Genomic DNA, 12,056 nt, shown 5'->3' with positions numbered 1-12,056 from the left:
CGGCACCCGGCGAAATCAGATCAGGAAAATGGTGCGCCCGACAGGATTCGAACCTGTGGCCCCCAGATTAGGAATCTGATGCTCTATCCGACTGAGCTACGGGCGCATACCTAGAGAAACGGCCATTTATTTAGATAACCCCGAAACCGCCAAAGCCCTTTTTCCAACTGGATAAGCACCAGTTAAGCCCGAGGTTAAAATTCAGTGGCCGTACCTTCATTGCGATCCGTAAAGCAGAATATCTTCCGTCATTCAATCGGCAAAGCAGGATTAGCTTAGCGCTTACTGCGTTCATGCTAGGTGAGCGCGACGACTTTCTACGCTAACGGCGCTTGGCTCGGCTGGCTGTCAGGCACAACCTCCGGTCTGGCAGTTAAGATATTCGCTAACTTCGCGGCGCAGCGCGCTACGGATTAGCTCGGACAGGCTCATTCCCTCATGCCGCGCCTTTTGATAGGCAGCGTCAACAATCGCCGAATTTGCCCGAAATTGAATTGGTGTATTGTGGACCGCTGCTCTCATTAGAAACCCAACCCCATCTTTTTAAAAATGCCGCCGGGACCGTTTGCAATATCGTCAAGGAATGATCCGGCGTTATTCCAGTTCTGCGCGTTGATGCCTGAGCGGAATAGGGTCCCGCTGGCCTTGGTATCACCTTGCTTGTCGTAAATGCCTGATACATTGTTGGCCATGCTCTCACCAAAGCGAGCAACGCTTTCAGTTCCGCCCATTGCCAAGCCGGATAGCGTCAAAATCTTGGTTTACGCCTGCTCGATCAACAATCGTAGCACAATCCATGAGCATATGGAGGCTGGCCTAGTCATTGCTTGAGAGCCTGCACCTTTTGAGTCAAAATTGACGTTGCTCCTACGGCTACAATTAGCATCTGTAATAATTGCTAAACTTTAACCATGCGGCAATGCAAATTTCTTATTTCTCACAAATAGTAATAAATTTTAACTAGGAGAATAAGCTATGGCCAAGGCATGGAGATTAATTCCGGAGGGTACGCTTTGCGGGGCAATTGAGGGCTGCTCTCAATTAGCCACAGAAACGCACCATACTCTGCGATCGTTACCTGAGTATCGCGTGAAGGTGGATGGAACTGCGCTCCGAAATCATAGTCAACATTTGCAGCGTCTATGTTGGGATCATCATCAATTAAATGGGCACAACCGACATGACAAGACGGCTAAATGGCCGGCTGGCAAAGGTTTTATCGATGCACCGTTCAGAATATAATCTGTTGTTGAGCCAGGCAGGCGCTCCCAAACCGGTGAAGCACCCCCACTAATTAGCTCCCCATCGGTCCAGAGTAATCATTGGCGTATTGGTATCCGCCGACACCAGAAAGCTGCACCGGCCCTTGCAATCAATAATCCGGCAAGGCGGGTGCTGGTCGATCAGACTATAATCCGGCCCCCTGACCATTATCAGGGCCACTAGGTCAACGCGGAACGTGTTGCGGCACTTCTCGCAGTAAGCCTTTATATTTACTCCCTGCAGGCGCATTTGCCCGACCGTCTGGTACGCCTTTGGCAGAATCGGTTTATGTTTGCTCATACCCATTCGAGCATGAGAACAGAAAGAGAACGCAATGGGAAGCGGATTCGCGTTAGTTGATGAAAACGCAGACAGTTCCGATTGCGAAAGCTACAATCGATAGAATCCCGAAAACGAGCGTCGCCATGTAAGCTTTTGTCCGCGCACTTTCGATTTTGTCATCGGGTTGCCGACACGTTGGCACTAATGCAGGCAGGCAACGAATGTCTTGCCGTCGATCAGGCCGCAGCGTTCGCCGCCTGCAAGTCAACTGATCTAGGGGACGCCACCGCCTTGAGAAATGCCTTCGAGGAACTGGAAAAAGCCTAAACCGAACCGGCAACACAAAGCCCCGTCACTAGCGAAAGGTGGCGGGGCTTTTTTGTGCCTGCAATCCAGCCCCTTTTAGGGCCTCGCATAATTCAGGAGCGTACCCTTTTAGGGCCTGACAAAATTATTCGGCAATCAGGCCGCAATAAACCTAACCAGTATAATATCATCGGGATTCGCAACAGGGCCGTTGATGGCCTCATAGCGCGCCACGGCCTCGGCTTCCGTTTCCTCGGCTGGCTTGCACAGCACAACAACCGACGGAGTAAACGCACCAATCGTTCGGCGCTCGACAAGCTTCAATCTGCGTTCAATGGATCTCATTTTATCAACTCCCGTTCATTGCTTTCTAAAGCAGCGCGTCTAGTGGTTCACCACAGACTACCGCCCGCTCGTTCCCATGTTTGGCGCGGTACCTGGCAATAGCGTCTTCCTGCGTCTCGTTTTCGTCACGGATCAGGAAAGCGAACGCCTTGCCCCTGCCCTTTTCAATCTTGTCTAACCGACTTCCGAAGTTTCTCATTTTCCAATCCTTCCTAACTGATTAATTCGCGGCCCTGTTTTCCTCGATTATCGCCAGCCGCCGTTCTATGTCGCCGGTTTCAACAAGCTGCTTGTGAGCGGTCAGCAAGGCCATGACCCGAGCCGCTTCGTCCGGCGTCACCTCACCAGCCGCGACAGCCGCTAGAACATTCTGCGAAGCGGCTACGGCGTCTTGCACCGTCTCAATCTTTGGCAACTCCATTGTGATAGGGGAATCCTTGCGCGGCGGGGCTATCATGGTGAGGCACAGGCGCAGGGCTTGAACGTCACCAGCTAGGGCCGCATCGATTGCCGCCGTGGTCAATTCCTTGTGCTTGTCGCCTAGCAGGCCCTCAACGGCCAGCGTGATACGATTACGCGTTCCGGGCTTCTTGCCAGCGGGATTGCCCGATTGTCCTGGCCGAAATTTCCCATCCTGCTTTTCGTCTGCACTTGCAGGTGTTTTCGTCACTCGATTGCCTTCCGTTCTGTTCACAATATCATAATCCAAAATTGCGAGGCACTTCCGCATTTTGCCACGCTTCACACTCTTGCAGACATTCAGCCAATGTGCCTGCCATCCATGGCCACGAGCGTTAAAGAGGCAGGAGGCCAATAGCCTTTACGGTCTTTAACCGGCCATGCTCGATGCGCCGCCAAATGGAGCGCCGCCAATTTATCGGTCGACATGCCACGGCCACCAAGGAACTTTGACAACGTGCCGCCCGGTATTTTTGCCGCCTTGCCCAAATTGGTTTGCGATCCGGTACCAGCCCACGAGAGATAAGCCAGTGTGAAATCCCTTAACTCGGTCACGTCCATGTATGGCGAGGCGTCAGGGAAATGTTCAGCCGCTTTGGTAATGGTCGCAGGCAATGAACTATGGCCCCCATCATGGTTAGATATATGTGTTGCGACAGTATCCACAGAGCTGGAAGACGTTTTTGGCACTTTTCCGTTATCGACTGTGGATACAGTATCAACAGAGTGTTTCCCTTCTGTGGACACAGTATCAACAGAAACGGCCCTGACTGTGGATACAGTATCAACGCGGGTTTGTTTCCCTTTTTGGAAACGTTTCCTTTTTTCAGCATGATGACGCCGCACTGCCTTTATGGATTTTGGGCTGACATCCTTATATTCATTCGTTGCCGGAATAGGGTTTTCGTGCAGTCCATAAGCCGCGAAGGTCAACCGCCATTCATTCGCCAGCCTGCTAACTTTTGGATGCGATTTTGTCAGGACAACGAAGCCACCAGCAATCAACTCTTCCAAGGCTTCCTGCACCCGCGAATAATGCGCGCCAAGGTCGTCGCACATCTCCCGCGCCGAATAAGTCAGCTTGCCGTTGTTAAAGCCGTTCAGCCGCCGCATGAAGCCGAATAACAGCACCTTTGCCCGAACGCTGGCCGTTCGATAGGCTACGCTGTCATAGACGGCTTGGGGGACCATTAAATAAAGCCCACCGCGCCTGTCTACGCGATGGGGTGCGTTCTTGTGTTTCTGACTCATATCGACGCCAACAGATCAGCTTGGCGATTGTCAGGCTTGGTCACGAATTGAGGCAGGACATAGGGCGATATACGGACCCCATAACCACCCATTCGGCGCGTCGGCAGCATCGCCAGCTTACCAGCCTTTTTCAAGCTGGACAGCCGAGCGCGTACCGTGTCAGGCCGGATAGCATCGCCAACCGTCTCGGACGCTTCAAACCAAGTCACACCATGAGGACCAGCCTTGACAACCAGCGGCATCAGCATCTGTTCTTGTGTCGCCTTATCCGCGGCGGCCATGATAGCCCCGTCCTTTGAAGATTCGCTGTCCTTGCGATAGCCTGGGCCGTCTGGATATGCGGCAGGTTCTATACGATCGGTCATTACGCGGCCTCCCATTCTACGCCAGCGCGGCTAGCTAATTGCCCCAGCCAAGTCTCTTGCCGTTCAGACAAAGGACATTCATCAGCAACGCATTGGCCTAAAAAGCTTCCCGCCTTCCTTGTTAAGGTTTCGCTTGTCGTGAGGATTTCGAGCGCAGCAGCGCGCCGAGTTGCATAGTCCATGGATAATATTCCTTTGATGGAATCCATGCAGACAAAGCCAAAACCGCTATTGATTAGTCGGGCAATTTGGCCCATGATAGCGCGGCTTGTGGTAAAGCAATTGTCTACAAAGATATTGTGAGAAGGTCGTTCCTGCACGGAGCGGCCTTTTTCTTTTGTGGGGAAGCTTGCGCGCACTAAGCGGCCTCGCTGGTAGAGAAGTGCGTTTGCTCGGCTGTCCAAGCGTCCAGGTCATCGGTCGAATAAACGACCGTTCTCTTGCCGAGCCGTCTGAATTTGGGGCCGCCACCAGCCACGCGCAGTTTCGCCAGTGTTGATTGTCCGATACCTAGATAGTTTGCTGATTCAGGGGTGCGAAGATATTGTTGCATTGCTATTTTGCCTTTCTGTACCAAGAACGCGCTTGGAACCGCATCAGCCGCACATGATTGTTGCGGCGACGGTTCGAAAATAACGGACACAGACGGACTGTTCATGTACTCAAAATTAGAGGTATTTTTTCGCGGTTCGACGCCAGATAGCGGTCTTATTCGGCGATCAGTTGCGGCCGGAAATTGAAAGAACTTTTTCTTCCCAAGCTTGCCACGCCGCACGCTTTTCCGGTTGAAATTCGTAGACTTGATATGTCCCAACGATGCCAGCACGAGAGCCGGACTTGTGGTTTATGACTTCTTCAATCACTTCCAGCTTGAAGCCTAATTCTTGACAGCCCCTAGCCATTGTTCTCCGCAAATCATGAACGCGCCACGGCCTGAACTTGAAGCCTTCGCTCTTAGCTCGTTTTTCTACCAGAACATCGATCCGAGCCTTTGCGCGTGAGAAGCCCGAAACCGGACTATCGCCCGTAGTCGTAAACAAAAACTGCCCGTCAGATGCCAAGCGAGGAAGCGCCGTGACAATCTCTAAAGCCGTGTCGCTCAATTGAACAAGGTTCGGCCTGTCGTTCTTTGACCTGTTGCCAGACACCAACCATTGCCGCTTATCCAAATCAAATTCCGTCCAAGGCGCTTCCGCCACTTCGCGGAGCCGTTGCCCCGTCAGGATCAGCAGCTTGTAGACTTCACCGAACGGCCAGCCGAGGTCGTCCGTCGCCAGCCACAGAACCCGCAATTCGTTGTCATTCAAATAGTGGTCGCGTTCACCTGCAGGCGCAGGAGGCGAGACGTCGGCCATAGGAGACGCCGAAGGCGGGAATATTCGCCTTTGCTGCTTTGTCGCGAATGCAAACACAGCAGAAACCGCGCTATAGGCATGACGACCAGAGGATGGGCTTCTTCCCCCGACCCGTTCGATCAGCTCGTTAATATCATCAGCCGAGATAGAAGGCAGCGGCTTGCTTCCGAAGGCGGGGGAAAGGTCTTTGTCGATCACGCCCTTGATATTCGCCCATGACTTCAGAACGCGGCCCTTCTTGCCCGGTAGCGTTCCAGCTTTCGCGGCCTCAATATATGCGTCTGCAATGACGCTGAAGGCCAACTTGTCATGTTGGGCGGCGATAACATCTAAAGCGGCCTTATTCTGGCGCTCCTGTTCCTGGACAGCTTTGCGCGCCTCAAAAGGATCCACTTTGCGCCGGACCTGTTCCAGCAGTTCAGCAGCATAATCCCGAGCGGTTTTAGCTGTCCACGGATTGCCATGGCCTCCGATGGTAACGCGCCTTGAGGGCTTGCCCCTGCCCCCGATCCTATATTGTATAATATACGAGCGCTTGCCCTTGTCCGTCACCATCAGGCCAAAGCCCTTGAGCGTATCATCCCAAAGATAGGCCCGCTTCCCTGCTTCAGGAACCGTCACAGCATCAACAGTTGTCTTCGTAATCTTCCCAACAGCCATGGCCTGCCCTCACTTCAGATAAGCACCGGATTACCATGTTTTAGACATCATGTAACTACAAATGAATGTGTGCGGATAGATAAACAACGTATAACCAGTATATTTTATGCCTCTCGGCGACTGATGAGTAAGACCGGCAGCAAAAGTTCTAAGATTAGGAATCTGATGCTCTATCCGACTGAGCTACGGGCGCGTTATGTTTGCGCGTTTAGCCACATAAGCGGACGCTTGCCAGAATCAATTTTTCGATTCAGGTGGTATAATCGGGATGGGCAGAGGCAGTGCTGCGATACCCTCTTCCGCCAGATCAACAACTTCTTCTGGTGATGCCGTACCATGAATGGGTTTTTCATCCGCATCACCATAATGGATATCGCGGGCACGCGCGGCAAATTTATCGCCTACCCATTCGGAATTGACGAGCAATTTTTCTTGCGCCTTGACCAGCTTGCCGATCATTTCCTTATATTCTGCCGGGACCGTAACCGTGTTGGACACCGGTTTTGACGTCTGTGGTGCGGACCGATTATCCTCCGGTTTAGCCGCTACCGGCTCCTGATTGCCTTTCCTGCCCACATTGGGCGCCATGGCGGCCTTGGCAATATTGTTGCTGCCGCAGACCGGACAGTCCAGCAATCCGCGTTCCTGTTGTTCCGCATAATCCTGCGAGGATCCAAACCAGCCCTCGAAGCGATGCGCGCCATCGGCGCATATCAAATCGAAAATTATCATGTGATTTTTACCGGTGGTTCGAACCGCTTGCGATTGGCAACAGCGGGGACACGCGACCGCACCTCCACCACTTTCCCCAAATCAAGGTCGCAAAAACCTAGCCCGATCCCCTCACCCATATCGAGCAATATTGCACCCCAGGGATCAACCACCATCGAGTGACCGTAGGTAGAGCGCCCGTCCTCATGCAAGCCATATTGCGCAGCCGCCACAACAAAGGCACCGGCCTCGATCGCGCGCGCTCGCAACAATATTTCCCAATGCGCTCTTCCGGTCGGAACCGTAAACGCGGCAGGAACAGACAATATGTCAGCACCCGCGTTGGTCAGCGCTTCGTATAAGGCAGGGAAACGAAGATCATAGCATATAGACAATCCAAGCATTGCACCGGGTATCGCCGCCACAATCGCGTTGTGGCCACCGGCATATGCGGACGATTCCCGCAGCGACTCATCGGGATCAAGATCGACATCAAACAAGTGAATCTTGTCGTATCGCGCGGTAATTTCACCGTCAGGGTTGATCAGGTAGGAACGATTGACCCATTTCTCGTCCCGATTGTCGGAGGTTTTCACTGCAAGAGACCCGAGCTGCACCCAGATCCCGGCATTTCTGGCTTCGGTTTGAATTGTCGACAGTACGACATCATCCGATTCATCGCGAATCACGTTAGCCGCCCGCGATCGATCCCGGTCCAGCAATCCGCTCATCTCGGGCGTAAAAACCATTTTGGCGCCGCCAGCGGCAGCTTCTGCTATGAGCGAAGTGAGGAGCCTGGCATTTTCAGCTGGATCAATGCCACTGCGCAATTGGGCAAGCGCGATTCTCAAATCAGTTCAGCCTGCCAGAAGCGCATCAAGTTCGCCGGAACGGTCGAGGGCGGACAAATCGTCCGACCCTCCGATATGGCGGTCGTCTATAAATATCTGGGGCACGGTTGTCCTGCCACCGGCGCGCTGGATCATTTCCGTCCGTTTCTCCCCGCCCATTGTGATGTCAGTCTCTTCGAAACTTACATTCTTTTTTTCGAGCAAGGCCTTGGCCCGGAAGCAGAAACCGCAGGTAAATTTTGTATATATTTCAACTTTCGACATGTTTCGATCTTTCTACCATCACTCTGAAAATGGGTTGCAGGCGGAACGATTTCAAGCAAATGCTTTCTGTTCAAGAATTCAATCATTTTCGAAGTTGCTTATAACCCTAGCCCAGCAGAAAACGAGCACTTGTTCCGCACCCGCTCTTTTTAACAGCCGGGCACAGGCATTGCTGGTCGATCCGCTCGTATAAACGTCGTCGACGAGCAAGACCGACTTCCCGGCGACGGTCATTCGCGCATCGCTGTGAAGCGCAAAAGCCGCGTCGACCGTCCTACGCCTCTCTTTTCCGCTCATACCTCTCAAAGGAGGAGTAGCCTTAAGACGAATAATGGCATTACAGTCCATTCTGATGCCTGTACATCGGGCAAGCTCCCTGCCAATCAGCACCGACTGGTTAAAACCGCGACGCCATAGCCGTGACCGGTGCAGCGGCACCGGAACGATGATTGCCTTGTCCGAACACTCCCCGACAAATTTTTGCAGATGTTCAGCGATCAATCTTGCCAGCCCCAACCGGGTACCATATTTCAAGCGCATCGCGATCAACGAACTCTGATCATCATAGCGCACTACAGCCCTGACTCCATCGTGCATCGGCGGTTCGGCAAGACATTTTCCACAAAGGCTATTGTCTGGACCATCAAAGGGGAAAGGCAGCCCACAGGCGACGCACCAGGGCTTTGCCAAAAAATCCAGCTGTCGCCAGCACGACAGGCAGAACCGGTTATCTGTTTCTACCGTGACGCCGCACAACGGACATCTTGGCGGCAACGCAAAATCGATCAACGAACGAAAGATGGGTAGCGACGGCATTTGATCTTTTTGTCCAGCGCTCCTAAAGCGACAAGACCCTATGACCGATACAGTCAATGTTCCCGAAGTTTTTAACCGCAAACGCAGGCGTATCGTCCGCGATCGTGCCTATGCAAGAGCAAAGGGCAAGGATTTTCTGTCGCAGATCATGGTCGAAGAAATTATGGAACGGCTGGATGTGGTCAAACGCACATTTCAACGGGCCTTGATTATCGGGTTGCCTGCGGAAGGACTTGGAAAAGAGCTACAAACGCGTGGCATGAAAGTGGTGTTCGCGGACTCCAGCGCACGGGCTGCAGAAGCACTCGGCGGTGTAATATGCGATGATGATCGCTTGCCATTCGCCGATCATAGCTTCGATTTGATTATCAATATGGGTTCTCTGGACACCATCAATGACCTGCCTGGCGCGCTAGTTTTGTGCCGGCGGATATTGGTTCCGGATGGACTCCTATTGGCCGCTTTAGTGAGTGCAGAGAGTTTCCCCTCCCTCAAATCTATCATCATGCAGGCCGAGGGCGACCGGGTTTCAGCCCATATTCATCCCCAAATCGATGTCCGAACGGCCGGCGATCTAATGGCGCGCGCAGGGTTGACCTTGCCGGTGGCGGACAGCGACCACCTGCGCCTGAACTATTCAAGCCTCCATCGTCTGATTTCCGACATAAGAGATGTCGGCGGAAGCAATATCATGACCGGTAGCCTCTCCCTGATTGGACGAGATGTCTATAATCGCATATATTCGTTGTTCGCATCTCATTCCGGCACGGACGGAAAATTCTCGGAAAGCGTCACTATATTGTATCTTTGTGCATGGGCAGCTCACCCCGACCAACCGAAACCGGCGCGTCGTGGTAGTGGGCAGGTATCGCTCAAAACAACACTTTCCCGGCCGAGCGAGAACTGATCAAATGGTTAGCCCGGATCCCGAAGCGCGTTAGCCAGCATTTGAACCAAGGGACCATCTGCCGGCGGCATCTCAAGGTCTCGGATTGCCTCCACCGACAGCCATCGCAAATCTAAGGAATCCGGGCTCTGGACATGTCCCGACCATTTACGACATATATATAGAAGGAGAACCAAGTGCCGTTCTTCCAGCGCCTCGCTGGCAAAAGCCACAGGCTCGATATCCGCTTCTTTGACGCTGATAGCCAGTTCTTCATTCAACTCGCGAATCAACGCGGCTTCCGGTGTTTCACCCGCTTCAACCTTACCTCCCGGGAATTCCCATAGCCCAGCCATCGGTTTGCCTTTTGGCCTCTTTTGGACCAGAATTCTGCCATTCTGGTCAATCAGCGCAGCGGCGGTCACAAACAGATATGTCGGATTTTTTTCCATTATTTTATGCGGTGTAAGGATTTTGTTAATCCCTTTCTGTGAAAACGGTGTTGTTCACGACTTAACAGAACTTTATCCGCGTAGAGAGAGACATGATTGACTTATTCAAAAAATTATATCTCTCTGACAAGGGTGCGACAGCTGTTGAATATGGCCTAATACTGGCTCTCATCGCGCTGACCGCGTTGGTTGCGATTTCCGGTGTTGCCAATACAACAACCAATATGTGGACTGGAGTTGCCGGCGAGGTAACTGAAGCTTCATAAATATGCTGCCGCACTTAATACTTTGATAAGGTTTCTACTATAAGCCGATGAATATTGAACATAAATTTGTTCAATTGGGTAAGTGAATTTGTCAAATCTAGGAGACCAGACATGAAACTCGTACGTAAAATGTTTAAGAATGAAGAAGGCGCAACGGCTATTGAATATGGCCTGATCGCTGCTTTGATCGCTGTTGCAGCTATTGTTGCAATGGGTTCGCTGGGCAACACCCTCAGCAACACCTTCGGCGAAGTCGATAGCTCCATGCAGGGCAGCTAAAGCTTCGGTTTAATCTTCGGATTATTCCAAACAAGAGGACGGCAGCTTATAGCTGCCGTCCTTTTTTGTGTCCGCTATAATCAATAGGTAATGATTTTTACCTGTTGCCCAGCCCGCAACCCGTCCGTCGCACGGAGCCGGTTGAGAACCAGAAAGCGCTCCTGCTGGTAGTCGGAATACGCCATTCTTGAAGACAGACTTGAAATCGTATCGCCGCTTTTTACCGTCACAACATCAACCTTGCGTGGCTTGATCGCCGCCGCTTCGGTTGCTGAAATTCTTGTGATGCTCTGATACATCGGCGAAAACACCGAAGCGCTTCCGGCGGGAACAATCGTTGCGAAATGATAAGCGCTGTTTTTTGAAAATTCATAGGCGAAGACCGTCACGTCCACTTGTCCATTTTCGCTGTCGACCCGCGCCGTCGCATAGGATGCAGGCAGGCCGTTCACCATTGTTCTTTCGATCGTCCCGTGAGAAATCGATTTACCTTTGCCTGCAAGACTCTGGAACGCAGCATCAATATAGGATGCCATGTTGCCGTTATAGGCTGCAGTCGTAAATTGTCCCTGTCCACTTGAACCAGTAATCGAGACCGCCCGCGCGCCGTTTTGCATCGCGAAACCGCTCGGGATCGTGAATTTCAGCTTCAGGTCGGGGTGGAGAAAACTATTTCCTTCGATTACGCCTTGCTTGGGATCGTCGCCGTAGAGGATTCCATCGAGTTTTTGCAGAAACTGGTCTCGGTTGCGGACGCCACCAGATCTGGTCAATTTACCGGCGTTCGTTGCGGCGCGAGATACTCTGCGCGCTGGATCAGGGTGTGTGCTTGCCCACTCGGGCGAGCTACGGGCGTCACGGCCAGCAGCGCGCACATCGATCGCCGATTGTGCGGCGAGGGAATATAGCATCGACGAGAGCGCCTGGGGATCATATCCCGCCGAAGCTAGATAACGGATTCCAAGATCGTCGGCTTCATATTCCTGTTTACGCGAATATTTTAGCGTCAACAACTGACTGCCGGTTCCAAAAACTTCCTGTCCAATCCGACCAATGGCGGAATCTCCCAGCAGGACCTGAGTCCCTATCTGGCCCAGAATGCCCAGAATGCTGTTGCGGGACGCAGCCTTCTGCCGTTTCTCGCTGTGTCTTGCGGCAACATGACCGACTTCATGACCCAGAACGCCAGCCATCTCCGCTTCGTCGTTCATCAGCGCCATCAACTGACGCGTGAGATAGACATAA

At 52.5% G+C, this 12,056-nt stretch carries 17 protein-coding genes and 1 tRNA gene; 3 read left to right on the top strand and 15 right to left on the bottom strand.

Annotated features, from left to right (window positions below; genetic code table 11):
- Positions 1–29: 29 nt before the first annotated feature.
- The 13 genes from AACZ86_RS08805 to AACZ86_RS08745 all read right to left on the bottom strand — a co-directional run bounded on the left by AACZ86_RS08805 (position 30) and on the right by AACZ86_RS08745 (position 8,901).
- A tRNA-Arg gene (locus AACZ86_RS08805) sits at positions 30–106 on the bottom strand.
- 415 nt (positions 107–521) lie between these two features.
- Positions 522–731, bottom strand: a complete 210-nt coding sequence (locus AACZ86_RS08800; protein ID WP_339691503.1) for a hypothetical protein — start codon at positions 729–731, stop codon at positions 522–524.
- Positions 732–2,007: 1,276 nt separating this feature from the next.
- Complete coding sequence (locus AACZ86_RS08795) at positions 2,008–2,196, bottom strand: hypothetical protein (RefSeq protein WP_339691501.1); 189 nt, start codon at positions 2,194–2,196, stop codon at positions 2,008–2,010.
- Positions 2,197–2,221: 25 nt separating this feature from the next.
- Entirely contained in the window at positions 2,222–2,395 is a 174-nt protein-coding gene (locus AACZ86_RS08790; RefSeq protein WP_339691498.1) for a hypothetical protein, read from the bottom strand.
- 21 nt (positions 2,396–2,416) lie between these two features.
- On the bottom strand, positions 2,417–2,866 hold the full coding sequence (locus tag AACZ86_RS08785; protein WP_339691497.1) for a DUF5681 domain-containing protein: 450 nt from the start codon (positions 2,864–2,866) through the stop codon (positions 2,417–2,419).
- 89 nt (positions 2,867–2,955) lie between these two features.
- Positions 2,956–3,906, bottom strand: a complete 951-nt coding sequence (locus AACZ86_RS08780; protein ID WP_339691495.1) for a hypothetical protein — start codon at positions 3,904–3,906, stop codon at positions 2,956–2,958.
- Complete coding sequence (locus AACZ86_RS08775) at positions 3,903–4,271, bottom strand: hypothetical protein (protein ID WP_339691493.1); 369 nt, start codon at positions 4,269–4,271, stop codon at positions 3,903–3,905. Before AACZ86_RS08775 ends, AACZ86_RS08780 begins: the two co-directional genes overlap by 4 nt.
- A gap of 358 nt (positions 4,272–4,629) precedes the next feature.
- Positions 4,630–4,824, bottom strand: a complete 195-nt coding sequence (locus AACZ86_RS08770) for a helix-turn-helix domain-containing protein (protein ID WP_339691490.1) — start codon at positions 4,822–4,824, stop codon at positions 4,630–4,632.
- A gap of 166 nt (positions 4,825–4,990) precedes the next feature.
- Positions 4,991–6,286, bottom strand: a complete 1,296-nt coding sequence (locus tag AACZ86_RS08765) for a tyrosine-type recombinase/integrase (protein ID WP_339691487.1) — start codon at positions 6,284–6,286, stop codon at positions 4,991–4,993.
- Between the two features lie 237 nt (positions 6,287–6,523).
- Positions 6,524–7,018: a DUF1178 family protein gene (locus AACZ86_RS08760; protein ID WP_339691484.1), complete on the bottom strand. Its 495-nt coding sequence runs from the start codon at positions 7,016–7,018 to the stop codon at positions 6,524–6,526.
- Positions 7,015–7,848, bottom strand: coding sequence for a carbon-nitrogen hydrolase family protein (locus tag AACZ86_RS08755; RefSeq protein ID WP_339691482.1), 834 nt, complete (start codon positions 7,846–7,848; stop codon positions 7,015–7,017). The genes AACZ86_RS08760 and AACZ86_RS08755 overlap by 4 nt, the downstream gene beginning before the upstream one ends.
- Positions 7,849–7,854: 6 nt before the next feature.
- On the bottom strand, positions 7,855–8,112 hold the full coding sequence (gene grxC / locus AACZ86_RS08750; RefSeq protein WP_339691480.1) for a glutaredoxin 3: 258 nt from the start codon (positions 8,110–8,112) through the stop codon (positions 7,855–7,857).
- Positions 8,113–8,190: 78 nt separating this feature from the next.
- The gene (locus AACZ86_RS08745; RefSeq protein ID WP_339691478.1) at positions 8,191–8,901 is read right to left on the bottom strand and encodes a ComF family protein; all 711 of its coding nucleotides are present in this window, start codon (positions 8,899–8,901) and stop codon (positions 8,191–8,193) included.
- A gap of 175 nt (positions 8,902–9,076) precedes the next feature.
- Between AACZ86_RS08745 and AACZ86_RS08740 the strand changes: the two genes are divergently transcribed.
- A complete protein-coding gene (locus AACZ86_RS08740) occupies positions 9,077–9,835 on the top strand; it encodes a methyltransferase domain-containing protein (RefSeq protein ID WP_339691477.1) in 759 nt (252 codons plus the stop codon).
- A gap of 8 nt (positions 9,836–9,843) precedes the next feature.
- On the opposite strand, the gene AACZ86_RS08735 is transcribed toward AACZ86_RS08740, so the two are convergent.
- Positions 9,844–10,266, bottom strand: coding sequence for a (deoxy)nucleoside triphosphate pyrophosphohydrolase (locus tag AACZ86_RS08735; protein WP_339691475.1), 423 nt, complete (start codon positions 10,264–10,266; stop codon positions 9,844–9,846).
- A 92-nt stretch (positions 10,267–10,358) separates the two neighbouring features.
- Between AACZ86_RS08735 and AACZ86_RS08730 the strand changes: the two genes are divergently transcribed.
- The gene (locus AACZ86_RS08730) at positions 10,359–10,532 is read left to right on the top strand and encodes a Flp family type IVb pilin (RefSeq protein WP_339691474.1); all 174 of its coding nucleotides are present in this window, start codon (positions 10,359–10,361) and stop codon (positions 10,530–10,532) included.
- Positions 10,533–10,643: 111 nt separating this feature from the next.
- Positions 10,644–10,811: a Flp family type IVb pilin gene (locus tag AACZ86_RS08725; RefSeq protein ID WP_339691473.1), complete on the top strand. Its 168-nt coding sequence runs from the start codon at positions 10,644–10,646 to the stop codon at positions 10,809–10,811.
- An 80-nt stretch (positions 10,812–10,891) separates the two neighbouring features.
- Here AACZ86_RS08725 and AACZ86_RS08720 read toward each other — a convergent pair.
- On the bottom strand, positions 10,892–12,056 hold a 1,165-nt coding region (locus AACZ86_RS08720), incomplete at its 5' end, for a M48 family metalloprotease (RefSeq protein ID WP_339691471.1).

Source organism: uncultured Parasphingorhabdus sp., assembly GCF_963975735.1.
Lineage (GTDB): Bacteria > Pseudomonadota > Alphaproteobacteria > Sphingomonadales > Sphingomonadaceae > Parasphingorhabdus.
This window is presented reverse-complemented; position numbering and strand designations above follow the sequence as displayed.

Excerpts from the sequence above, each read along its gene's own strand:
- AACZ86_RS08800 (WP_339691503.1), bottom strand. The coding sequence starts at position 731 with ATGGGCGGAACTGAAAGCGTTGCTCGCTTTGGTGAGAGCATGGCCAAC.
- AACZ86_RS08795 (WP_339691501.1), bottom strand. The coding sequence starts at position 2,196 with ATGAGATCCATTGAACGCAGATTGAAGCTTGTCGAGCGCCGAACGATT.
- AACZ86_RS08790 (WP_339691498.1), bottom strand. The coding sequence starts at position 2,395 with ATGAGAAACTTCGGAAGTCGGTTAGACAAGATTGAAAAGGGCAGGGGC.
- AACZ86_RS08780 (WP_339691495.1), bottom strand. The coding sequence starts at position 3,906 with ATGAGTCAGAAACACAAGAACGCACCCCATCGCGTAGACAGGCGCGGT.
- AACZ86_RS08775 (WP_339691493.1), bottom strand. The coding sequence starts at position 4,271 with ATGACCGATCGTATAGAACCTGCCGCATATCCAGACGGCCCAGGCTAT.
- AACZ86_RS08770 (WP_339691490.1), bottom strand. The coding sequence starts at position 4,824 with ATGCAACAATATCTTCGCACCCCTGAATCAGCAAACTATCTAGGTATC.
- AACZ86_RS08765 (WP_339691487.1), bottom strand. The coding sequence starts at position 6,286 with ATGGCTGTTGGGAAGATTACGAAGACAACTGTTGATGCTGTGACGGTT.
- AACZ86_RS08760 (WP_339691484.1), bottom strand. The coding sequence starts at position 7,018 with ATGATAATTTTCGATTTGATATGCGCCGATGGCGCGCATCGCTTCGAG.
- grxC (WP_339691480.1), bottom strand. The coding sequence starts at position 8,112 with ATGTCGAAAGTTGAAATATATACAAAATTTACCTGCGGTTTCTGCTTC.
- AACZ86_RS08740 (WP_339691477.1), top strand. The coding sequence starts at position 9,077 with ATGGTCGAAGAAATTATGGAACGGCTGGATGTGGTCAAACGCACATTT.
- AACZ86_RS08735 (WP_339691475.1), bottom strand. The coding sequence starts at position 10,266 with ATGGAAAAAAATCCGACATATCTGTTTGTGACCGCCGCTGCGCTGATT.
- AACZ86_RS08730 (WP_339691474.1), top strand. The coding sequence starts at position 10,359 with ATGATTGACTTATTCAAAAAATTATATCTCTCTGACAAGGGTGCGACA.
- AACZ86_RS08725 (WP_339691473.1), top strand. The coding sequence starts at position 10,644 with ATGAAACTCGTACGTAAAATGTTTAAGAATGAAGAAGGCGCAACGGCT.